This window comes from Streptomyces sp. NPDC091649 (assembly GCF_044756785.1).
Lineage (GTDB): Bacteria > Actinomycetota > Actinomycetes > Streptomycetales > Streptomycetaceae > Streptomyces.
The window spans coordinates 162831-185059 of sequence record NZ_JBIVTR010000013.1 but is presented as its reverse complement, the minus strand read 5'-3'; the positions used below and the strand labels follow the sequence as shown (position 1 = coordinate 185059).

At 73.6% G+C, this 22229-nt stretch carries 21 protein-coding genes; 14 read left to right on the top strand and 7 right to left on the bottom strand.

Annotation, left to right across the window (positions count from 1 at the left end):
• The first annotated feature begins 92 nt into the window (after positions 1–92).
• From ACIQMU_RS22375 to ACIQMU_RS22360, 4 genes are all read left to right on the top strand, one after another.
• Positions 93–650 carry a heme-binding protein gene (locus ACIQMU_RS22375; protein ID WP_402689526.1) on the top strand — a complete coding sequence of 186 codons (558 nt, stop codon included), beginning with the start codon at positions 93–95 and terminating at the stop codon, positions 648–650.
• 38 nt (positions 651–688) lie between these two features.
• The gene (locus tag ACIQMU_RS22370; RefSeq protein WP_352242833.1) at positions 689–1285 is read left to right on the top strand and encodes an ankyrin repeat domain-containing protein; all 597 of its coding nucleotides are present in this window, start codon (positions 689–691) and stop codon (positions 1283–1285) included.
• Positions 1282–2559 (top strand): hypothetical protein, encoded by a 1278-nt coding sequence (locus ACIQMU_RS22365; RefSeq protein ID WP_402689525.1) that lies wholly within the window; start codon positions 1282–1284, stop codon positions 2557–2559. Before ACIQMU_RS22370 ends, ACIQMU_RS22365 begins: the two co-directional genes overlap by 4 nt.
• Positions 2560–2649: 90 nt before the next feature.
• Positions 2650–4086 (top strand): M1 family metallopeptidase, encoded by a 1437-nt coding sequence (locus tag ACIQMU_RS22360; protein WP_402689524.1) that lies wholly within the window; start codon positions 2650–2652, stop codon positions 4084–4086.
• Positions 4087–4150: 64 nt separating this feature from the next.
• Here the strand turns inward: ACIQMU_RS22360 and ACIQMU_RS22355 are convergent, their stop codons facing one another.
• Complete coding sequence (locus ACIQMU_RS22355; RefSeq protein ID WP_352242832.1) at positions 4151–4726, bottom strand: TerD family protein; 576 nt, start codon at positions 4724–4726, stop codon at positions 4151–4153.
• A 310-nt stretch (positions 4727–5036) separates the two neighbouring features.
• On the opposite strand from ACIQMU_RS22355, the gene arfB reads away from it, so the two are divergent.
• Complete coding sequence (gene arfB / locus ACIQMU_RS22350; RefSeq protein WP_352242831.1) at positions 5037–5471, top strand: alternative ribosome rescue aminoacyl-tRNA hydrolase ArfB; 435 nt, start codon at positions 5037–5039, stop codon at positions 5469–5471.
• Positions 5472–5641: 170 nt separating this feature from the next.
• Here arfB and ACIQMU_RS22345 read toward each other — a convergent pair whose 3' ends face one another.
• Complete coding sequence (locus ACIQMU_RS22345; protein ID WP_352242830.1) at positions 5642–6148, bottom strand: flavin reductase family protein; 507 nt, start codon at positions 6146–6148, stop codon at positions 5642–5644.
• A 397-nt stretch (positions 6149–6545) separates the two neighbouring features.
• On the opposite strand from ACIQMU_RS22345, the gene cdgB reads away from it, so the two are divergent.
• Complete coding sequence (gene cdgB / locus ACIQMU_RS22340) at positions 6546–8201, top strand: diguanylate cyclase CdgB (RefSeq protein WP_352242829.1); 1656 nt, start codon at positions 6546–6548, stop codon at positions 8199–8201.
• A 143-nt stretch (positions 8202–8344) separates the two neighbouring features.
• A complete protein-coding gene (locus tag ACIQMU_RS22335; RefSeq protein ID WP_352242828.1) occupies positions 8345–9346 on the top strand; it encodes a carbohydrate-binding protein in 1002 nt (333 codons plus the stop codon).
• 230 nt (positions 9347–9576) lie between these two features.
• On the opposite strand, the gene ACIQMU_RS22330 is transcribed toward ACIQMU_RS22335, so the two are convergent.
• Positions 9577–10092, bottom strand: a complete 516-nt coding sequence (locus ACIQMU_RS22330) for a MarR family winged helix-turn-helix transcriptional regulator (RefSeq protein ID WP_352242827.1) — start codon at positions 10090–10092, stop codon at positions 9577–9579.
• A 348-nt stretch (positions 10093–10440) separates the two neighbouring features.
• Between ACIQMU_RS22330 and ACIQMU_RS22325 the strand changes: the two genes are divergently transcribed.
• The 4 genes from ACIQMU_RS22325 (at position 10441) to ACIQMU_RS22310 (ending at position 14567) form a co-directional block, all read left to right on the top strand.
• Entirely contained in the window at positions 10441–11091 is a 651-nt protein-coding gene (locus ACIQMU_RS22325; RefSeq protein WP_352242826.1) for an NAD(P)H-dependent oxidoreductase, read from the top strand.
• A 117-nt stretch (positions 11092–11208) separates the two neighbouring features.
• Positions 11209–12609, top strand: coding sequence for a PucR family transcriptional regulator (locus ACIQMU_RS22320; RefSeq protein ID WP_402689523.1), 1401 nt, complete (start codon positions 11209–11211; stop codon positions 12607–12609).
• A 208-nt stretch (positions 12610–12817) separates the two neighbouring features.
• Positions 12818–13312: a flavin reductase family protein gene (locus tag ACIQMU_RS22315; protein WP_352242824.1), complete on the top strand. Its 495-nt coding sequence runs from the start codon at positions 12818–12820 to the stop codon at positions 13310–13312.
• Positions 13313–13352: 40 nt separating this feature from the next.
• Positions 13353–14567, top strand: coding sequence for an acyl-CoA dehydrogenase family protein (locus tag ACIQMU_RS22310; RefSeq protein ID WP_352242823.1), 1215 nt, complete (start codon positions 13353–13355; stop codon positions 14565–14567).
• A gap of 50 nt (positions 14568–14617) precedes the next feature.
• Here the strand turns inward: ACIQMU_RS22310 and ACIQMU_RS22305 are convergent, their stop codons facing one another.
• The 3 genes from ACIQMU_RS22305 to ACIQMU_RS22295 all read right to left on the bottom strand — a co-directional run bounded on the left by ACIQMU_RS22305 (position 14618) and on the right by ACIQMU_RS22295 (position 17774).
• Positions 14618–15544: a 1-phosphofructokinase family hexose kinase gene (locus tag ACIQMU_RS22305; protein ID WP_352242822.1), complete on the bottom strand. Its 927-nt coding sequence runs from the start codon at positions 15542–15544 to the stop codon at positions 14618–14620.
• 182 nt (positions 15545–15726) lie between these two features.
• On the bottom strand, positions 15727–16884 hold the full coding sequence (gene nagA, locus ACIQMU_RS22300; protein ID WP_352242821.1) for an N-acetylglucosamine-6-phosphate deacetylase: 1158 nt from the start codon (positions 16882–16884) through the stop codon (positions 15727–15729).
• Entirely contained in the window at positions 16884–17774 is an 891-nt protein-coding gene (locus ACIQMU_RS22295) for an ROK family protein (protein WP_402689531.1), read from the bottom strand. The genes nagA and ACIQMU_RS22295 overlap by 1 nt, the downstream gene beginning before the upstream one ends.
• 431 nt (positions 17775–18205) lie before the next feature.
• Here ACIQMU_RS22295 and ACIQMU_RS22290 point away from each other — a divergent pair, with 431 nt between their 5' ends.
• Positions 18206–19483 carry an extracellular solute-binding protein gene (locus ACIQMU_RS22290; RefSeq protein WP_352242819.1) on the top strand — a complete coding sequence of 426 codons (1278 nt, stop codon included), beginning with the start codon at positions 18206–18208 and terminating at the stop codon, positions 19481–19483.
• A 57-nt stretch (positions 19484–19540) separates the two neighbouring features.
• Entirely contained in the window at positions 19541–19819 is a 279-nt protein-coding gene (locus tag ACIQMU_RS22285) for a DUF3263 domain-containing protein (protein WP_402689522.1), read from the top strand.
• Positions 19820–19882: 63 nt separating this feature from the next.
• Here the strand turns inward: ACIQMU_RS22285 and ACIQMU_RS22280 are convergent, their stop codons facing one another.
• A complete protein-coding gene (locus ACIQMU_RS22280; protein WP_402689521.1) occupies positions 19883–20563 on the bottom strand; it encodes a phosphotransferase in 681 nt (226 codons plus the stop codon).
• Positions 20564–20812: 249 nt separating this feature from the next.
• Between ACIQMU_RS22280 and ACIQMU_RS22275 the strand changes: the two genes are divergently transcribed.
• Entirely contained in the window at positions 20813–22192 is a 1380-nt protein-coding gene (locus ACIQMU_RS22275) for a carbohydrate-binding protein (protein WP_352242816.1), read from the top strand.
• Positions 22193–22229 lie beyond the last annotated feature (37 nt).

Below are 22229 nucleotides of genomic sequence, written 5' to 3'. Positions count from 1 at the left end.
GCCGGACGGCCACTCCTTGGGAGCCACAAATGGCAAGACACCATCAGCCACATCCGGCCCTCCCGGGCCGCCTAACACCTTACGGAGCCACCATGAAGAAGCTGTCGCTGCGCACCCGTGTCTTCACCGGTGCCGTCGTCGTCGCCGCCCTCGGAGCCGGCACGTTCGGGGCGATGTCCGCGAGCGCCTCCTCCCCGGCGGCCGCCCCCGCCGCCGCGGTCAAGGCCGACACCGGCAACCGGAACCTCCAGAGCAGCACGCACCTGACCGTGGCCGCCGCCACCAAGGCCGCGCAGGCCACGCTGGACGCGGCGAAGAAGGAGAACCAGCGGATCTCCGTCGCGGTCGTGGACCGCAACGGCAACACCATCGTCACCCTGCGCGGCGACGGCGCGGGCCCGCAGTCCCCGGAGTCCGCCGTGAAGAAGGCGTACACCGCCGTCTCCTGGAACGCCCCCACCTCCGAGCTGGTCAAGCGCCTGGAGCAGGCCCCCAACCTCAAGGACATCCCTGGCACCCTGTTCCTCGGGGGCGGCGCCCCGGTGCAGGTCAAGGGCGCTCCGGTCGCGGGCATCGGCGTGGCCGGCGCGCCCAGCGGCGACCTCGACGAGAAGTTCGCCCGGGCGGGCGTCGCGGCCCTCGCCCGGTAGCCGCCGACCGCACCGGCACAACCAGGAACGGAGTACCCGTGAACCCCCTCGATCACGACCTGCTCACCGCCGCACGCGCCGGCGACACCGAAGGTGTGCGCACCGCGATCGAGGGCGGTGCTCGGGTCGACGTCCGCGACGAGGAACTGCGGACGCCGCTGCTCCTCGCCGTCATCGGCGACCACGTCGAAGCGGCCCGGCTGCTCGTGGCCGCCGGCGCCGACCCGGACGCCCAGGACCGGCGCGAGGACAGCCCGTGGCTGGTCACCGGCGTCACCGGCAGCGTCGCGATGCTGCACGTGCTGCTCCCGGCCGGCCCGGACCTGACCCTGCGCAACCGGTTCGGCGGCGTCTGCCTCATCCCGGCGAGCGAACGCGGCCACGTCGCCTACGTACGGGAGGTGCTGCGGGCCACCGACATCGACGTCGACCATGTCAACCGGCTCGGCTGGACCGCCCTGCTGGAGGCGGTGATCCTCGGCGAGGGCGGGCTCGCGCACCAGCAGGTCGTGGAGCTGCTGCTCGCCGCCGGGGCGACGCGGGACCTGCCCGACGCCGACGGCGTGACGCCCCTGGCCCACGCCGAGCGGCGCGGCCTCGCCGAACTGGCGGCCCTGCTGCGGGACCCCGCGTGACCGCGCGCCCCGGCCCCCGCGCCGCCCGCGCCGCCCGCGCCGCCCGCGCCGCCCGGGCCCGGCAGGCACCCGTGCCCGCACCCGGACCCGGGCCTCGGCCCGGCCACGGGCCCCGCGCCCCTCGCGCGGTCCTCGGCCTCGCCGCCGTCGCCCTGCTCGCCGGGTGCGCGACCGGCGACGGCGACGCGGCCACCGCCACCCCGGGCCCGTCCACCGCCTCGGCCGCGTCCGGCGCCGTGGTGCCGACCGGCCCCTCGCGCGCCCCCGCCGGACGTACCCCCGAAGGCACGCTCCTCGTCGCCGACTTCGGCGGCGACACCGTGACCTTCGTCGACCCGGGCCGGGACGGGTCCGGGAAGGGCGGGGCCCCCATCGCCTCGGTGAAGGCCGGCACCGCGCCCTACGGGCTCGTCGTCGGCGAGGACGGGCGGGCCTGGGTCGCCACCGCCGAGGGTGTCGCGGTGGTCGACACACGGAAGCGGACCCGGCTCGCGCTCGTCCCGTACGAGACGGAGTCCGGCCCGGTCACCACCGGCGAGTACCGGGGCGGCGGCATGGGCATCGCCCTGGCCCCGGACGGGAAGCACGTCTACGTCGGGGTCAACGTGCCCGGCGGCGACGGCACGGTCGAGGTCATCGACACCGCGACCCGCGAGGTCACCGGCACCGCGCCGGTCGGCCGCCGCCCCTTCGACGTGGACGTGTCACCGGACGGCCGTGAGGTGTACGCCACCGACCACGACTCCTTCGACGTGACCGCGGTGGACGTCCGCTCGCTGGAGACCCGGCGCATGGAAGTCGCGCCGTACGGCACACAGGGCGGGCTCGGCTCCTGGCTGAAGCCGCACTACGCCGTCGTACGCCCCGAGGACGGGATGCTGCTGCTGCCCTTCGAGGGGGAGCGGCTCGCCGTCCTCGACCCGCGTACCGGCGAGGTGACCGTCGAGCCGATGACCGCGAACACCCACCAGCACGGCGCGGCCCTCGCCCCCGGCGGCACCCTCCTCGTGGTGGGCACCGGCCCGATCGGAGCGGACGACGAGGACGCCTCGCTCACCGTCCGCGGCCCCGAGGGGGAGGAACGCCTCGTCCCGCTGGACGGGCCGCACGAGGACGTGACGGTGTCCAAGGACGGCCGCACGGCGTACGTCACCGGCGGCTTCACCCGTGAGGGGTACTGGAACGGCGTGACGGTCGTCGACCTGGCGGACGCGAAGAGCCAGCCCGTGCGCCTGAAGGCAGGCAACCGACCGCTCGGAATCGCCATCCTCTGAGCCGGAGCCGCCCGTTCTTCCCCCGAGGCGGGCGGCTCCTTCCGGGAGTCGGACATCCCGGCCCGCAAGGGCGTCTCTAGGATCGACCGCGTGGACCACCGAACCCCGGCCCCCGCCCCGGACCGGCGGCGCGCCGTCCGCGGCCGCCTGCCGCTCGTCCTCGCGCTGGCTCTCCTCGGCGGGGGCTGCACGGGCGGGGTCGAGGGGACCCCCGGCGCGGCCGGACTGCGCGACCCGTACTTCCCCGGGCTCGGCAACGGCGGCTACGACGTCACCCACTACGGCCTGGAGCTCGACGTCGACCCGGCCGCGGACCGGCTGCGCGGCACGGCCACGATCACCGCCCGTGCCACCCAGGACCTGAGCGCCTTTCACCTCGACCTGGCCGGGCTGGAGGTGGCCGGAGCCACGGTCGAGGGCCGCCCGGCCGCCGTGAACCGGGCGGGCAGGGAGCTGACGCTGCGTCCGGCGTCCGCGGTCGAGGACCGGTTGCGCGAGGGGCGTACGTTCACCGTCGTCGTGCGCTACTCCGGTTCCCCGGAGACGGTCACCGATCCGGACGGGTCCAAGGAGGGCTGGCTGCGGACGGCGGACGGCGCGGTGGCCCTCGGCGAGCCCGCCGGGTCGATGGCGTGGTTCCCCGGCAACCACCACCCGAGCGACAAGGCGACGTACGACATCGGGATCACCGTCCCCGAAGGGCTCGCGGGGATCTCCAACGGGGAGCTGGTGTCCCGGCGTACGGCGAACGGGCGCACCGCCTACCGCTGGCGGGCCGCCGAGCCGATGGCGAGCTATCTGGTGACCGTCGCCGTGGGGCGGTTCACCACGCGGGAGTCGGTGACCCCGGACGGCATCCGGCTGTTCACCGCCGTGGACCCGCGGTCGGCGGCGGCGAGCGCGGACGTGCTGGCACGTATTCCGGAGGTGCTGGCATGGTCGGCGAAACGGTTCGGCCCTTACCCCTTCACGTCGGCCGGGGCGATCGTCGAGAGGGCGGGTGACTCGTCGTACGCCCTGGAGACCCAGAACCGCCCCGTGTTCCCCGGCCCGCCCGACACCGCGCTGCTCGTCCACGAACTGGCCCACCAGTGGTTCGGGAACTCCGTCACCCCCGCGAGCTGGCGGGACATGTGGCTGAACGAGGGCTTCGCGACCTACGCGGAGTGGCTGTGGGCCGCCGACCACGAGGGCGTGCCCGTCCGGGAGAGCTTCGAGGCGGCCTACGCGGACGACGCGAACTGGGCCTTCCCGCCCGCGGAGCCGCCGACCGCCGCCGAGCTGTCCGAGCCGCCGGTCTACGGGCGCGGGGCGATGGCCGTGCACCGCGTCCGGCTCGCCATGAACGACGACCGGGCGTTCTTCGCCCTGATCAAGGGGTGGACGAGCGCCCACCGGCACGCCAACGCCTCGACCGACGACTTCACCGCCCATGTGGAGGAGGAGACGGGGCAGGACTTGGCGGCGCTGTGGGACGCCTGGCTGTACGGCGGAAGCCGGCCGCCGACGGGGGCCGGGGAGCCCTGACACGCGCCGGAGCCCCCGGCCGCCAGGGCGGCCGGGGGCTCGGTGGAGCAGGTGTGCGCTCGGGTCAGAGGTTGACGCCGAAGTCCTGGGCGATGCCGCGCAGGCCGGAGGCGTACCCCTGGCCGACCGCGCGGAACTTCCACTCGGCGCCGTTGCGGTAGAGCTCGCCGAAGACCATGGCGGTCTCGGTGGCGGCGTCCTCGCTCAGGTCGTAACGGGCGATCTCGGCGCCGCCGGCCTGGTTCAGGATGCGGATGAACGCATTCCGGACCTGGCCGAAGTTCTGGCTGCGGTTCTCGGCGTCGTAGATGGAGACCGGGAAGACGATCTTGTCCACGTCGGCCGGGAGACCCGCCAGGTTGACGTTGATCTGCTCGTCGTCGCCCTCGCCCTCACCCGTGACGTTGTCACCGGTGTGCACGATGGTCTGGTCCGGCGTCGACTTGTTGTTGAAGAAGACGAAGTGGCCGTCGGAGACGACCTTCCCCTCCGGGTTGACCGCGATCGCCGAGGCGTCGAGGTCGAAGTCGGTGCCGGTGGTGGTGCGGACGTCCCAGCCGAGGCCGACCGTGACGGCGGTAAGGCCCGGTGCCTCCTTGGTGAGCGAGACGTTGCCGCCCTTGGACAGGCTTACTGCCATGGGAAGTCCCTTTCCTCGTCGTGTGCGGGCTTTCGTGCCATCACGAAAGCTACCGTCACCCGTCATAACGCAAGCAGCAGACCACGAGGTTCCTGGTCGCTTTACTTTCTTTGCCGAACTTCGCCCCGAAGGGGCCCAAACCCTCGGCTCGACGAGGACCGGGGAGGGACTGCCGAGGACCGGGGAGGGCCGCCGAGGACGGAAGGACCAGAGGGGCACGCGCGCGCGGCCCGTGCGGGGGACCGGCCGAGCGGCCCGACGCGCATCCGGGCGCAAAAGAAGGTGACGAACAGGGCGCGGGGAAGGGAGCATGGGTGTCATGTCCGGGCCCTATGTCATCCGCGGTGCGGTCTCCCTCCCGGAGGCCGAGCTCATGTGGCGTTTCTCGCGGTCCTCCGGCCCCGGCGGCCAGCACGTCAACACCAGCGACTCCCAGGTGGAGCTGCGCTTCGACCTCGCGGCGACCGACGCGCTCCCCGAGGTGTGGAAGGCGCGGGCGCTGGAGCGGCTCGCGGGCAGGCTGGTGGGCGGAGTGGTCTCCGTACGCGCCTCCGAGCACCGCTCCCAGTGGCGCAACCGCGAGACGGCCGCCGTACGGCTCGCCGCCCTCCTGGCCGAAGCCACCGCGCCGCCGCCCAAGCCCCGGATCAAGCGGAAGATCCCGCGCGGCATCAACGAGCGCAGGCTGCGCGAGAAGAAGCAGCGCGGCGACACCAAGCGCGGGCGCTCGGGCCGCGACTGGTAGACCGCGCCGACGCCGCCGGAACCCGGCCGGTGCAACCCGGTCGGCGGGCCCCCGCCGCGGTCCGGCCGGCAGTGGACCCGCGCCGCGGCTCGACCGGCGGGCCCCGGCCGGTCGAGGACGTCCGGCCGGGGCCCGCCGGCTTTCCCGGAGGCCCCGCCAGGGCGTGGCGGTCAGCCCAACTGGCGGTAACGGCCCTTGAAGTACGTCAGCGGATCGCCCTCCGCGCTCGGCAGTTCCGCCGTGAGCACCCGCCCGATCACCAGGGTGTGGTCCCCGGCCACCACGCGCTGCTCGGTGCGGCACTCCAGCGTCGCCAGCGCCCCGCCGATCAGCGGTGCGTGCGTCACCTCGCCCCGAACGTACGGGACGTCCTCGAACAGCAGCCGGTCGCTGATCCGGCCCTTCATGGCGAACCGCCCCGCGATGTGCCGCTGGCTCGCGGCCAGGACGGAGACCGCCCACAACGGCTGTTCGTCCAGCAGGTCGTCCATCCGGGAGCCGTTGCGCAGGCTCACCGTCACCAGGGGCGGATCCAGGGACACCGACATGAAGGCGGTGGCCGTCATGCCCACATCCTCGCCCCGGCCGTCGTCGTCGAGGGGCGGTTCCTGGGCGGTGACCAGCACCACCCCGGCGGCCAGCCGCGCGAGTGCGGCGCGGAACTCGTCGTTGCTCACTCCCTCAGCATGGGGGATGGGCTCGGGGCGCGGGGTGGGGGGTTTCGTCTGGAGCACGTCACCGACGCTAACCGCGCGGGGCGGGCGGTCGCATCGGGCCAGGGGACCAGGCCGGTCCTAGGTCTCCCGAACGGGAGCGTGCGCCGGGCGCACGCACGCGGAGCCCGTCCTTGCCGCTCGTCGGTGAACAACGGTGGAACGGGGGCAGAACGACAGTCGTCGCCCTGAGTCACCGGAATACCCCGGTCATCTGTTGTGACTTGAGTCACAGAGTCCATTTTCTGCTGACCCTGTGTACCGGGTGCACAGCTCACTGTGATTCAGTGGCCGTGACACTGCAACAAGTACGTCGATATGAAACCTGGAGTTGCTGTCGAGGTCTCGGGGAGTGCGAGCGATGGAGGCCGAGTCGGAACCGTACGTCCGCCTGGCGACCATGCGGCAGCTGCATCAGGCCGTCGCTGATCTCAATACGGCGCGGAGTCTGGCGGACACGCTGCAGACCGTGGCCGACGGGATCGTCTCGGGCCTCGGTTACGAGCTGGGCTGCGTCAACCTGGTCCGGCCGGACGGCGATCTCGTCATCGCCGCCTTCGCGGGCAACGCCGCGGCGGAGGCGCTCATCACCGGCCGCGTCGGCTCCCGCGCCTCCTGGGACCGCCGGCTCTCCATGGGCGAGGCGTGGGACGACCTCCGGTTCATCCCGCACACCGAGGGCTGGGTCCTCCTCGACGACGACGTGCCCCAGTGGCACACCGAGGGGCCCGAACCCCGCTTCGAGGACGAGTGGCATCCGCTGGACCGGCTCTACGCCCCGATGTACGCCTCCGGGAGCGGCCGGGACCTCCTCGGGGTCATATCCGTCGACCGGCCGCGCAACGGGCGCCGCCCCGGAGCGTGGGGGCGCGAAGCGCTCCAGATGTACGCCTCCCAGGCCGCCATCGCGATCAGCAACGCCCGGCTGCGGGCCAACATGCAGCGCGCCCTGGTCCGCCTGGAGCGCGAGCAGCAGGCGCTGCGGGCCAGCGAGGAGTCCTTCCGGCAGGCATTCGAGTACGCGCCCAGCGGCATGGCCATCGCCGAGATGGGCGGCGACCAGCACGGCCGGCTGCTGCGCACCAACGACGCCCTGTGCCGGCTGCTCGGCCGCCCCGCCTCCGTCCTGCGCCGCTACTCCTTCGCCGACCTCGTCCACCCCGAGGACATCGGCACCCTGCTGCGCACCTCCGCCGAGGGCGGCCGGGCCGAGCTGCGGCTGAGCCGCCGGGACGGCACCTACCTCTGGGTCTCGCTGCGCAACTCGGTCGTCGCCGACACCGCGGACGGGCCGCGCTTCCTGCTCACCCACGTCGAGGACATAGAGGAGCGCAAGCGGCACGAACTGAACCTCGCCCACCGCGCCTCGCACGACGCCCTGACCGGCCTGCCCAACAGCGCCGAGCTGAGATCGCGGCTCAGCGACCGGATCTGCGAGCGCCCGCACTCCCCGGCCGCCACCGCGATCGAGGCCCTGGACGCGGCGTACGGGGACGTCGAGTCGTCCCTCACCCACGGCTACCGGTCCGACGGCTACGAGGGGGAGGCGGTCCCCGGCGGCGGGCCCTACGACCACCACGTGCACACGGTGGCCCCCGACCCGGAGCACGACGACGGGGCGAAGGGGCTCGCGGTCCTCTTCTGCGACCTCGACGGCTTCAAGTCCATCAACGACCGCTTCGGGCACCACACCGGCGACGCCGTCCTCATCGAGGTGGCCCGGCGGCTGAGCACCTGTGTGCGCGACGGCGACACCGTCGCACGGCTCGGGGGTGACGAATTCGTCGTCCTCGCCGACGGCCTCGGGGCGGCGGACGCCGCTGACCTGGCCGTTCGCCTGAGAAATGCCATTATTCCGCCCATTAGGGTCGACGGCCGGGCGGTCCGGGTCGGGGCGAGTTTCGGCATCGGCTGGGCCGAGTGCGGAATGACCGTGGAAGAGGTCCTGCGCTCCGCCGACCAGCGGATGTACGTGGAAAAGCGGTCCCGCTCGAAGGTTCACCGCCGGGCCGGATGACGTTCACGACCCGTTTCTTCTCCGCCCCGTACCCGTTCGCCGAAGGTCGCCCGGGCAGCTGAGGGCAATTCGGCGACTGCTCCGTTCGAGGTAGGCTCGGCCGGTCGGCGACGGCTGGCGACATGGTGAGGAGTGACCCAGGGATGACGGCCGGAAACAACGGCGCGAGCAAGCCCGAGGACGACGATCCGTTCGGCTACCTGTACGCGGACGGACAGGCGGCAGGAGCCCAGCCGCCCGGCCAGGGAGGCTACGGCTACCCCGGCCCGGCCGCGCAGCCGGGCGTGCCCAGAACGTCCTACAACCAGGTGCGTGCCGTCGGCGAGCGCCAGTACGGCCAGCAGCAGGTGCCGCAGCAGCAGGGCGGGTACGGCTACCCGCCCCAGCAGTACGGCCAGCCCGCACAGCAGCACCAGCGGCCGAACCCGCAGTACGCGGCCCCCGAGACCTACCCCGGCGGCGCGCCCGGCGGGCAGCCTCCGGGGCAGGGCGGTCACGGCGGCGGTCCGGGCCGCGGCGGCCCCAACACGAAGGCGCTCCTGATCGCGGCGGTCGCCGTGGTCGCGGTCGTCGTCATCGGCATCGGCGCAGCCCTGCTCACGGGCGACGACGGCGACAAGGACGACAAGAAGGACGAGGCGTCCTCCTCGCAGGGGCCCGCCGGCCAGGTCGAGGAGTCGAAGAAGCCGGAGAAGAAGCCCGAGGAGACCCCGGAGCCGGTCGAGCTGCCGAAGCAGGACGCGGCGACGCTGACGCTGGGCGGCACGGCGGCCCTGGACTCCACGGTCAAGGGCGCCAAGGGCGCCAACGGCAACTACATCAACCTGAACGAGGTCGGCCGGTCGGCCACCTGGACGGTCGAGGTTCCCGAGGCCGGCGCGTACACCCTGTACGTGACCTACGGCGTGCCCGGCAAGGACGCGAAGACCACCCTGACGGTCAACGCGCAGGAGCCCCGCTCCATCAACATGAAGAACTTCGCGAAGGCCGCCGAGGGGGATCTGGAGAAGGGCTGGACGAACACGTACGCGTACGTCCAGCTCGACAAGGGCTCCAACACCCTCAAGCTGTCGTGCGAGACGGGCGACGAGTGCGACGCCAACCTCGACCAGCTGGAGCTGAAGTCCGGCCACATCAAGAGCTAGGGTCTTCGTCCGGATCAGGCCAGATCAGGCCGGACCAGGCCGGATCAAAAGGGGCGGGATCCGGTGCGTGCGGCTGCGAGGCGGAGGAGGGCTCCGACGCTCCATCGGCGCGGCTGATCAGCTCTCGCGGCTGACCGGCGGGCAGGCCGGTGCGGTGCGGTTGCGCCGGCGCCGGGCTGACCGGCCGGCTGGAGCCGGAAGCCCGCCCCGCCGGCCTCACCCGCCCCGCCTCACTCCGGTGGGACGTGCCCGCTCTCGGCGAAGGTCTCGTCGAGGAACCGGACCGTCTCGGGTGAGGCCACCAGCAGGATCTTGCGCAGCGCGTTGCTCAGCTGGCCCAGCTCCTCGTCGCTCAGGGCGTCGACGACCATGCGCCGGACCTCCCGTACGTGGAACGGGGCGGCCTCGGCGATCTTCTCGTGGCCGGCGTCGGTGAGGACGGCCTCGACCGAGCGGGAGCCCTCCACGCAGTTGCGCCGCTCGACCCAGCCGGCCTTCTCAAGCCGGCTGACCGCGTGTGACAGGCGCGACTGGGAGCCGTTGGCCATCTGCGCCAGTGTGGCCATCTTCATCGCCCGGTGCGGGGCGCCGGACAGACCGGCCAGGATCGAGTACTCGAAGAAGTGCAGGCCGGAGTCGCGGCGCAGCTGGGCGTCGATCACCGCAGGCAGCTGCGTGATCGCGCCCGTCAGCTGCATCCAGGCGTAACGCTGCGTCGGTGCCAGCCAAAGGGCGTCCTCACTCACGCCTACAGCCTAAGGGCTGCTGCCCTGTCGCCCCTGGCGGGCGCACGGCGACCGCCACGGCGCCACGCCGCGTTGCCGGAAAGCCCGCATGCAACCCGCATGCAACCCGCATGCAACCCGCATGCATCCCGAACACATCCCGTACGCGGGCGTACCTCCGTCTTGCGACGCACCGCGTCCGACACCGCGCGCCGATCCAGCGGCGAAGGCGGAACAGCTCTCATCGGATTGAACATTCAATAGCACCGTGTCAGTATCGCGCTGTGGGTTGAACATTCAATCCATGGTGCGCGCCGGGCCGGGAGGTCCGGGCGCGCTCACGGCACGGCAATCTCCAGGGAGCCACCCATGACCCTTCTGCGGATCGACGCGAGCATCCTCGGCCCGATCTCGGCCAGCAAGGAGCTGGCCGACCTGGTCCTGGCCGAATGGGCCGCCGGGCGCCCGGGCGAGAGGGTCGTGACCCGCCACTTGGCCACCGACCCGCTGCCGGCGGACGCGTGGGCGATCACCGTGGACGCCGCGCACAACACCCCCGAGGGCCGGCGCAGCGCCGAACAGGAGGCGGCGGGCGCCCTGGCCAAGGAGCTGTACGACGAGGTGGTCTCGGCCGACGCCGTGCTCCTCGCGTTCCCCCTCTATAACTGGGGCGTGTCCGCCCACGTGAAGAACTGGATCGACCTGGTCATCGCCGGCGCCGTCGTCGCCGGGGGCACTGCCGGCGACCGCGTCCTCGACGGCAAGCCGGTCGTCCTGGTGACCACCCGGGGCGGCAACTACTCCAAGGGCACCCCGAAGGAGGGCTGGGACCACAGCACCCCGTATTTGCGCCGGGTTCTCGCCGACGCCTGGGGTGCCGAACTAACCGTTGTCGAGCGCGAGTTCACGCTCGTCGGCATCAAGCCTGAGCTCGACCGGTTCGCCGAACTCGGCGACCAGCTGAAGCGGGCCGCCCAGGAAGCCGCCACCGCCGCCGGCAAAGCCCTCGCCGCGGGCTGACGTCGCACGGCCGGCCCGACCGGCCCCGGGGCCGGGACCTCCGCCCCGGCGCAGGCGCCCCGGCTGCCCGGCGTGGGGTCACTCCCGACGCGATGACCTGGACCGAGAGAGGGCAGTGTGACGGACACGGGACGACGGCGGCCGCGGAGGGACTGGGTCGCACGGCTCGCCCCGCGCGGCGAGGGCGGTCTCGACGGGGCGGCCTGCCCGCGCACGGTCGTCGAGGGCGCCGTCGCGCGCGTCGGGTCGGGCCCCGTGGGCTGGGCGATCGAACTGAACTCCGCGGTCGTACGGCGGATCATCGACGAGGTGCCCGCGCTCGGCGGCACTCCGGCCACGGTCGAGATGCTCCGCCGAGGCAATGAGGCGACCACCTTCCGGGCGCTGCTCACGCTCGCTGAGGGCCCGGCCGCCGCCCCGCCCCTCGGAGAGGCGACCCTGGAGGGCATCCGTGAATTCGTACACCGGGGCGTACCGCTCGAACAGGTGCTCCAGGGTGTCAGGACCGGGCACGCGGCGACGGCCGAGGCGTTCCTGCGGGCCTGTGCCGAGCACGTCGCACCGGAGCCGGCCCTCGACGAGGTCACGGCGGTCTCCCGCGAGCTGTTCTCGTACGTCGATGACCTCTCCGACGCCATGATCCGCACCTACCTCGTGGAGCACGAGGTGTGGAGCACCAGCGCGGCCGCGGCACGGGCCGACGTCGTGCGTTCCCTGCTGGGCGACGTCGCGACGGCGGACGTCGGCGAGGCGTCGCGTGTCCTCGGCTACGACCTGCGGCGGACCCATGAGGCGGTCGTGGTGTGGTCGGACTCGCCGCACGGCGGCCCCGCGCTCCAGGCGGCGGCGACCGAGGCGCTCCGGGCCCGGGGCGCCACCGCGACGCTGGTCGTGCCCGTGGCCTCGGGGCGGTTGTGGGCGTGGGGCGCCGTACCCCCGGACGGCACGGGCCCGGCCGGTGCGTGGGAGGCCGTCGCGGAGAGCCTGTCCGAGCAGGGGATGCGGGCGGCATTCGGGACCTCCGGTGGCGGTGTCGCGGGTTTCCGCCGCTCCCACCGCGAGGCCGAACGCGGTGAGAGGGTCGAGCGGCTGCGGCGCGAGGCAGGGCGGGTTCCCCGGCACGCGACCGCCTACGCCGACGTCGCCGCCGTCGCGTTGCTGGCCACCGACCTCGCCGCCGCCGGCGACTTCGTCCGACGGGAGCTCGGCGAGCTCGCCGCCCCCGGCGCACCGATGGAGGCGCTGAGGACCACGCTGTACCACTACATCGGCGCCGAGCGCAGCCTGATGGAGGTCGCCCGGCGCCTGCACGTGGCCAGGGGGACCGTGACCTACCGCGTGAAGCGGGCCCAGGAGGTGCTGGGGCATGACCTCGACGACCGCCGCTTCGTCCTCCACACCGCTCTGGCGCTCGCCGAGGAACTGGGGGACGCGGTCCTCCTGCCTCACGAGGCCGAGAGGTGGGCTCCCCCGACGTCGAGGCGGGGCTCTCGTGAGGTCGGGCCGGGGCTCTCGTGAGGTCGGGGCGGGGGCTCTCCCGCCGGGGCGAGCCCGACGCGCCGGGTCGCGGCCGGACCGCCGCGCCGGCCCAAAGGAGGGCCGGGATTCTGAGCCGGCAGCCCAAGCGCCTTGCCGGGAACCGGAGTTGAATTCGTGGTGTCGGGCGTGGTGATCCACGAGGCCACGCATCCCGACAGACGGAACCGAACCCACCGGGAGACGTACGATGATCGACCAAGAGACCTTCGTCGAGCTGATGAGCGGGGTGTGCGCCCCGGTCACCGTGGTGACGGCGATGACCGCCGACGGGCGGCCGCACGGCAGCACCGTGTCGAGTTTCGCCTCGCTCTCGCTCGCCCCTCCGCTGGTGAGCTTCGCCCTGGACCGCTCCTCGGGCCTGCTGGCCCACCTCCAGCCGGGTGACCGGGTGGGGGTGAACATCCTCGGCGCCCACCAGCGGGAACTGGCGTCGACGTTCGCCCGCCGGAGCCGGGGACCGGGCCTGAAGTTCGACGGCGTCGACTGGACCGTCCGCGCCGGACTGCCCTTCCTGCCCGAGTCCGCCGGCTGGACAGCGGGACGCGTCGAACGCCACGTGGACGGCGGTGACCACATCCTGCTCGTCGTGCAGGTCGAGGAGGCCGAGTCGACCCCCGCCGCCCCGCTGGTCTACGCGCGCCGGGTCTTCGGCACCCACTCCCCGCTCGCAGTCGCGAGCTGACCCCTTCCCCGCACGACCGCCGACCCCGGAGTGACGACGCATGAGCATCATCATGGACGCCCCCCGCACCACCGACGCCGCGCGCACGCTGCGGGCCGATCTCGTCGAGCGCGCAGCCGCGCTGCGACCGCTGCTGGAGGGCAACGCCGATCCGACCGACCGCGAGCGCGGAGTACCCGTGGAGAACGTGGCCGCCCTGGCCGAGGCCGGGCTGCTCTCGCTGATGCGGCCCGCCCGCTACGGTGGCCTGCAGACCGACTACCGCACCCTGCTGGAGGTCGGCCGCGAGGTCGGGCGTGCCTGCGGCTCCACCGCCTGGGTGGCCTCCCTGCTCAACGCCAACGCGTGGTTCGTCGGCCTCTTCCCCGCCCGGGCCCAGGACGACGTCTGGGCCGGGACCCCCGACGCCCGGGTCGCCGGCGTCGTGACCCCCTCGGGAACCGCGCACCCGGTCGAGGGCGGGTACCGGGTGAGCGGGCGCTGGGCCCCGGCCTCCGGGTGCGCCCACGCCGACTGGGCGGTCCTCGGCGTCACCCGGCCGGACGCCGAGGGCACGCCGGACGCCGTCGGCATCGTGCTGGCGCCGATGCCGGAGCTGACCGTCGAGGACACCTGGTTCGTGGCGGGCCTGCGCGGCACCGCGTCGAACACGCTCACGGGCGAGGACCTGTTCGTGCCCGCGCACCGCTTCCACTCCGTCCCCGACGCCGTCGAGGGCCGCTACGCCACACCCTTCACCGGCGAGGCGCTCTACCGGGCGCCGTTCGTGCCGGCCGCCGCGCTCGTGCTGACCGGGCCCCTGCTCGGGCTGGCCGCCGCCGCTGTCGATCTCCTGACGGAGAGGGCCCCGCGGCGATCACTGACCATGACGAGCTACGCCACCCAGGCCGAGGCCCCCACCGTCCAGCTCGCCATGGCCGAGGCGGCGTCGCTCGCTGACTCCGCCCGACTGCACGCCTACCGCGCCGCCGCCGACCTCGACGAGGCCGCGCGGGCCGGGGTGTTCCCCGATTACGACGCCCGGGCACGGATGCGGATGGACGCGGGCAGGGCGGCGGTCCACGCGCGTGAGGCGGTCCGCGTCGTGTGCTCGGCCCAGGGCGCTTCGGGCTTCGGCGAGTCCAACCCGCTCCAGCGCGTCTGGCGCGACATCGAGACCGGGAGCCGCCACGCCGTCCTCAACCCCGAGGTGGCTGCCGAGATCTACGGGCAGTCGCTGTTCGGCATCCGGGGCGCGGTGTCGGCGATGGTGTAGGGCGGTCCCGGCCGGTCGCGCGCCGGAACGCTTGAGGCGCGGCGGCCGGGTCAGGGCGTCGGCGTGTGCGCTTCAACGGTGACGCGGGGCAGCAGGTCGGCGTAGGCCGCCGCGTCGAACTCGCCGGCCGTAGGGGACAGCACGGTCGCCGTCGACAGGGCCACCGCCCGGGCCAGCCGCTCCGGCCAGGGAAGGCCCTCGGTCAGGGCGGAGAGCAGCCCGGCCACCGCGGAGTCGCCCGCACCGGTCGGGTTGCCGCGCACGGGCGCGGGCGGAGCGGCCCGCCAGACGCCGTCCGGGGTGAGCGCGAGCACCCCCTCCGGGCCCAGGGACGCGATCACGGCGTGGGCGCCCCGCCGGCGGGCGTCCCCCGCGGCGCGCAGGGGTTCGCGGGAGCCGGTCAGCCGGGCCAGTTCCTCCGCGTTCGGCTTGACCAGGTCGGGGCGGGCGGCGATGCCCCGGCGCAGCGGTTCTCCGCTGGTGTCCAGGAGCACGGGCACGGCGGCGGCGCGGGCGATCCGGATCAGTTCCGCGTAGGCCCCGACGTGGATGCCGGGCGGCAGACTGCCGCAGAGGGCGACCGCGTCGGCTCCGGCGACCAGCCCCTCGTACGTCCGCAGGAACGCGGCCCATTCGGCGGGGCTCACCTGCGGTCCCGGTTCGTTGAGCTGGGTGGTGTCGCCGGTCGAGCGGTCGGTGACCGCCAGGGTGCGGCGAGTGTTCCCGGCGACGGCCACGAGGGCGTCGCGCGGCGGGAGCGGGGCGAGCAGGGACCGCAGGACGTCCCCGGTCGGGCCTCCGGCGAAGCCGGTGACGACGCTCTCGTGGCCCAGCGCCCCGAGGACCCGGGCGACGTTGAGTCCCTTGCCGCCGGGGCGTTCGGTGACCTCGCCGACCCGGTGGCTGCTGTGCGGGACGAGCGCGTCGACGGTGTACGTCACGTCGAGCGCCGTGTTCAGGGTGACGGTCAGGATCACCTTCCGGTCCCTCCCTCGGTCCGCCGGTCCGTGGCCCGGTGTTCCCGGACACCGGTGGTGCCGCGTACCGCCGAGCCGGTGGTACGAGCCTGTTGATCATGTCAAAGGGAAGGCGGCCGGGCCCAGTCCGGGGGCCCGACCGCCATCTCTTCGTTATGCGGGGAGCGGCTGCTCCGCGGGGCTCAGGCCGTCTTGGGCTCGATGATCCACTCGCCCCGGCGCATGACGCCCTTGAGGACGAAGTCCTCGTCGAGGACCACCAGGTCGGCGTCCTTGCCCGCCTCCAGCGAGCCGACCCGGTCGTCGACGCCGAGCAGCCGGGCGGGGTTGGCGGAGATGGACCGGACGACGTCCTCGACGGGGATGCGGTCGAGGACGACCGCCCGCCGGAACGCGGTGTCCAGGGTGAGCGTGGAGCCGGCGATCGAGCCGCCCTCCACCAGCCGGGCCACCCCGTCGGTGACCTCGACCGCGAGCGGACCGAGTTGGTACCGGCCGTCGCCGAAGCCGGCGGCGTCCATCGCGTCCGTGATCAGCGCGACGCGGCCCGCGCCCTTGTGGCGGTAGGCCAGCTCCAGGACGGCCGGGTGCAGATGCGTGCCGTCGTTGATCAGCTCGACGGTGATCCGGTCGTCCTCCAGGAGGGCGGCGATCGGACCGGGCTCGCGGTGGGCGAGCGGCGGCATCGCGTTGAACAGGTGCGTGGCGACGGTCGCGCCCGCGTCGATGGCCTCGACGGTCTGCTCGTACGTCGCGTCCGTGTGGCCGATCGCGGCGATGACCCCGTGCTCGGCGAGCAGCCGTACGGAGTCGATGCCGCCGGGCAGCTCGGTGGCGAGGGTGAACATCCGGGCGGCGCCGCGCGCGGCGTCCAGCAGCTTGCGGACCTCGGCCGGGTCCGGGTCGCGCAGCAGTTCCTCGCTGTGGGCGCCCTTGCGGCACGGCGAGATGAACGGGCCCTCGAAGTGGATGCCGGCCAGGTCGCCCTGCTCGACCAGCTCGGACAGGACGCCCGCGCGCCGGGCGAGGAAGTCCATCTCGCCGGTGACCGTGGAGGCGACCATGGTGGTGGTGCCGTGCTCGCGGTGCGTACGGATGCCGGTGAGGACCTCGTCCACGGTGCCGGAGGTGAAGGAGGCCCCGCCGCCGCCGTGGTTGTGCATGTCCACGAAGCCGGGGACCACCCAGTGGCCCGCGAGGTCGACGGTCCGGGCGCCCTCCGGTGCACGACCGGCGATCCGGGAGCCCTCGACGGCCACCCGGCCGTCCTCGACGGTGCCGGTGGGGAGCACCACCCGGGCGCCGGCGAGAACGGTGCTGTCTGCTGCGCGTGGGGCCATCAGGCGGAAACCTCCGTGGAGAGTAGATCCCAGGCGAGCAGCCCCGCGCCCAGGCATCCGGCGGTGTCCCCGAGGGCCGCCGGGACGATGTGGGGCAGTTTCTGGAACGTGAGGCGTTCCTCGACGGCCGCACGCAGTGGTGTGAACAAGGTTTCCCCGGCTTCGGCGAGTCCGCCACCGATGATGAGCGTGCCGGGGTCGAGGAGGGTGAGCGCGGTGACGAGGCCGGCGGCGAGTGCGTCGATCGCGTCCTGCCAGACCCGGATCGCCGCGGGGTCGCCCGACTCGACGGCCTTCGCGCAGTCCGCGGCGTCCGCACCGGGGTCGCCGGAGGCGGCGGCCCAGGCCCGGGTCACCGCGGCGGCGGAGGCCAGCGTCTCCAGGCAGCCGCGCTGGCCGCAGCCGCAGTCGGGGCCGTCCGGGCGGACCACGATGTGGCCGATCTCCCCCGCGTCGCCGTGGGCCCCCGCCTCGATGGCGCCCGCGATGCCGATGGCCCCGGCGATCCCGGTGCCCAGCGGGACGAACAGGAAGCGGTCCGAGGTCCGCCCGGCTCCGATCCGGCCCTCGGCGAGGCCGCCGGTGCGGACGTCGTGGCCGAGGGCGACCGGGACGCCGAGGCGTCTTTCCAGCAGGGTGCGCAGCGGTACGTCGCGCCAGCCCAGGTTCGCGGCGTACACCGCGATGCCCTTTTCGGCGTCGACGATGCCGGGCACGGCGACCCCGGCGGCGAGGGCGCTCTCGCCGAGATGCTCCTCGCCGTGGGCGCGCAGCTCCGCCGCGAACGCGAGGATCGACTCGACGACCGCGTCGGCGCCGCGCTCCCGGCCGGTGGCCCGCCGCGCCTGGTGGAGGAGGGTGCCGTCGGTCCCGACCAGCGCGGCCTTCATTCCGGTGCCGCCCACATCGAGGGCGATGACATGTCTCACGGGAGACAGTTTCGCCCGCCGACCCCCAAAAGGTCTAGTCCACTAACGCGGTTTGTTGCGCACCCATACAAAATGATGACCGAGCGAAGGAGGGTCGTTATCTGGCGAAAAGTCGCACATGGGAAGCCCGGACCGGGGGAAAGTGGGCCAAAGGTCTGGACCAAGATACGGCTCGGGGCTCCCGACTGCCAGTGCCCGCAAGCCAGTTGTGGCCCCCAGGGCCCGTATACGTTGCCGAAGCGATACGCCGGTGGTGTAGACCTTCGCGTCGGCAATGGGGGAAAATCGCAGTTCATCCGGGCGGTGTCCAGGACAGGGCGGCATGGCCGCGGCCGAACAGAGGCCGTCGGCCGGCGCCGTGCGCACCGTCCGTGAGCAGGCGATCGACGAGGATGGGCGAGGCTGTGCAGCGGCGCTTTTTGGGTCTGACCGCGGTGGTGGCCGCGCTGGGTATGACGGCAACGTTGTCGGGCTGCGGCGGTGACGCCGCATCGGGCGACGTCACGCTCAGACTGGTGGCCGCCGACTACGGCACCGGCCCCGAGAACAGCTCCGAGAAGTACTGGAGCGGGGTCGCGACGGGCTTCGAGAAGGAGCACCCCGGCATCAAGGTCGACGTCACCGTCCTCCACTGGAAGGACGTCGACCGCGAGGTCGCCGAGATGGTCGAGGCCGGCAACGCCCCGGACATCGCCCAGATCGGCGCGTACGCCGACTACGCCAAGGCGGGCAAGCTCTACGCCGCCGACGAGACGCTCGCGATCCGCACCACGGCGAACTTCCTGCCGAGGCTCAGCGACGCGGGCAAGATCGACGGCACGCTGTACGGCCTGCCCTTCGTCGCCAGCACCCGGCTTCTCTTCTACAACAAGAAGCTCTTCGACCAGGCGGGCCTGAACGCCCCCAAGACCTGGGACGACATCCGGAGTGACGCCACCGCGCTCAAGGCCAAGGGCGTCGACTACCCGTTCGCCCTGCCGCTCGGCCAGGAGGAGGCCCAGGCCGAGACCCTGATGTGGCTGCTCAGCGGCGGCGGCGGCTACACCGACGAGGTCGGCGCCTACGACATCGACTCGGCCCAGAACATCGCCACGTTCCGCTGGCTGCGGGACAACCTCGTCGGCAAGGGCCTCACCGGTCCCATCGAGCCGGGCAAGCTGGACCGGGCCAAGGCGTTCGAGGCGTTCGCCGACGGCAAGGTCGGCATGCTCAACGGCCACCCCACCCTGATGGACGAGGCCGAGGCCAAGGGCATCGAGGTCGGCATGGTGCCGCTGCCCGGCTCCGAGGGCCCCACCAAGGGCTCCATGGGCGTGGCCGACTGGATGATGGGCTTCAAGGAGAACGGCCACCGCAAGGAGATCGGCGCGTTCCTCGACTACGCCTACTCGGACGAGAACGTGCTGGAGTTCGCCGAGGAGTACGACCTGCTCCCGGTGACCGGCAGCGCCTCCGCCGCGATGGAGACCGACAAGAAGCACAAGAAGCTGCGCCCGTTCCTGGCGGCCCTGCCGAACTCGACGCTGACCCCCTACGGCAAGACGTCCTGGGCCACGGCCAGCGAGTCGATCAAGAAGAAGATCGGCGACGCGGTCGCACCGGGCAACAACCCCGAGACCGTTCTCGGCGAGATAGCGACCGAGGCGGCCCAGGCGGAGGCCGCCGAGTAGCCCACCCGGCCCACGGCCGGGGACGCGCTGTCGGGGGCGGGCGTTAGGTTGGTTGATATGACCGCCCCCGACCCCGCCGCCGACGGGACCCCTCCGCCTCCGGGACCGGACGCCGGGCTGTCCGCGCGGGACCGGGCCCTGCTGGCCATGGAGCGGCGGCCCTGGGCCGGGCCCGGGGCGAAGGAGCGGGCAGTCCGCGAGGAGCTGGGGATCTCGCCGGTCCGCTACTACCAGCTGCTGAACGCGCTGATCGAGGACGAGCGGGCGCTGCGCGAGGACCCGGTCACGGTGAACCGGCTGCGCCGCGTGCGGGAAGCGAAGCGCGGCCGCCGCTGAGCGCACCCCGCCGGGGCCCGCGCCCCCGGACCCCGGCACCTCGGCGGCCGGACGGGCCCGGCTTCAGGGCGCGCAGCCGATCACCAGGTCCACCGCGCCGTCCAGGCAGTCCCGCTCCCGGTCGGTCAGATACGGGTTGGCCCGCTGCCGGGCGCGGGCGAGGGCCAGATCGGCGGGCGACGCGCCACCGTCCTCGGCGATCTCCCCGAGGAGCGCCGTCAGCAGGGGCCGGACGGCGGCCCCGGCCGGGGACCGGGGGTCGAGCGCGGTCCGGGCCAGGGTCAGCGCCGACATCGCCCGGTCGAGACCGGGCGGGCCCTCCGCCGCCGTGGACCAGTCGATCACCACCGCGCCCCCCTCCGTCAGCATCACGTTCTCCGGATGCAGCTCCAGGTGGAGCACGGAGTCCTCCGGGTTCGCCGACACCCGGGGCGGTATCCCGTGGAGCTCGCGCAGCAGCCGGGCGAGCAGCGCGCCGGCCTCGGCCGTCCCCAGCCGCCCCGCCAGCAGGGCCTCGGCCAGGGTCGGCCCGGTCAGCCGCTGGAGCACCAGATCCGTGGGGCGGGCATCCGCGGCGGGCGGACCGATGCGCGGAACCGGGAACCCGAAGGCGCCGACGTAACTCATCACGGCCAGCTCCTCCGTGGTGTCGGTGCGGTCGCGGTAGCGGCGAAGGACCCAGGAGCCGTCGAGTGCGTACACGTCGGCGGTGCGTCCCGAGCCCAGAAGTTGCCCTGTGTGCATGAGGGCGAACCTACCCGGGAGCCCCGCCGAAGGGGAGACGGCCCTCACTCCGCCCGGCCGGCCCGCGGGAACGGCTCCGTACCCCGCCGGGGGCGGCCGGAACACCCGCCGCGCGGCCCCATAACGCGGAGGGAGGGGGGTGAACGGGATCTCCTGCCCCGGGCGTCACCGCCGCTACGGTTTCGGCAATTCCCTGGTCCGGACCAACCCCCGCCGGGCCCGGACACCCCCTGAACCAAGGAGAGTTACGTGGAGAGAACCCCGCTCCGCAGACGCGCCCTCGCCGCCGGCACCGCCACGGTGGCCGTGGGCGCGCTCGCCGTCGCCGGGCTGACCGGCGTGGCGTCCGCCGGCCCCGCGGACACCACCGCGCCGTCCGTGTCCGCCGGGAGCCTGTCGCCCGGACTGCTGGCCGCCATGGAGCGCGACCTCGGCCTGGACGCGGACGACGCCCGCAGCCGGATAGCCAACGAGTACCGCGCCGCCGCCGTCGCCGCCGGGCTGGAGAAGTCCCTCGGCGCCAGCTTCGCCGGAGCCCGGGTCAGCGGTAGGAAGGCGGCCCTGACCGTCGCCACCACCGACGCCTCCGAGACCGCCCGGATCACCGCCGCCGGGGCGAAGGCCGAGGTCGTCGGACACAGCCTGGACCGGCTCGAAGGGGTCAAGGAGGCCCTCGACCGGGCCGCGCTGCGCAAGGCGCCCAAGGACGTGCCCGTCTGGTACGTCGACGTCGAGGCCAACCGGGTCGTCGTGAACGCCGCCAGCACCGCCGCCGGCCAGGCGTTCTGGAAGTCGGCCGGGGTCGACGGCGGCCTCGTCACCGTCGCCCGGTCCGCCGAGCGGCCCCGCGCCCTCGCCGACATCCGCGGCGGCGACGCGTACTACATGAACGGCTCCGGCCGCTGTTCCGTCGGCTTCTCGGTGAAGCGCGGCACCCAGAACGGCTTCGCCACCGCGGGCCACTGCGGACGGGTCGGCACGACCACCACCGGTGTCAACCGGCAGGCCCAGGGCACCTTCCAGGGCTCGACCTTCCCCGGCCGCGACTACGCCTGGGTCGCCACCAACGCCGACTGGACGCCGCGTCCGCTGGTCAACGGCTACGGGCGGGGCGACGTCACCGTCGCCGGGTCCACCGCGTCCGTCGTCGGCGCCTCGGTCTGCCGCTCCGGCTCCACCACGGGCTGGCACTGCGGCACCGTCCAGCAGCTCAACACCAGCGTGACCTACCCGGAGGGCACCATCTCCGGCGTGACCCGCACGAGCGTCTGCGCCGAACCCGGCGACTCCGGCGGCTCGTACATCTCCGGCAGCCAGGCGCAGGGCGTCACCTCCGGCGGCTCGGGCAACTGCTCCTCCGGCGGCACGACGTACTTCCAGCCGATCAACCCGCTGCTCCAGGCGTACGGGCTGACCCTGGTCACCAGCGGCGGGCCGACGGACCCGCCCACCGACCCGCCGACCGACCCGCCCACCGACCCGCCGGGCGGCACCTGGGCGGCCGGCACCACCTACGCCGCCGGCGCCACGGTGACGTACGGCGGAGCGACCTACCGCTGCCTCCAGGCGCACACGGCCCAGCCCGGCTGGACCCCCGCGGCCGTCCCGGCGCTCTGGCAGCGGGTCTGACCCGCACCTGACCCCCACCCGCCCCGCGGCCACGATG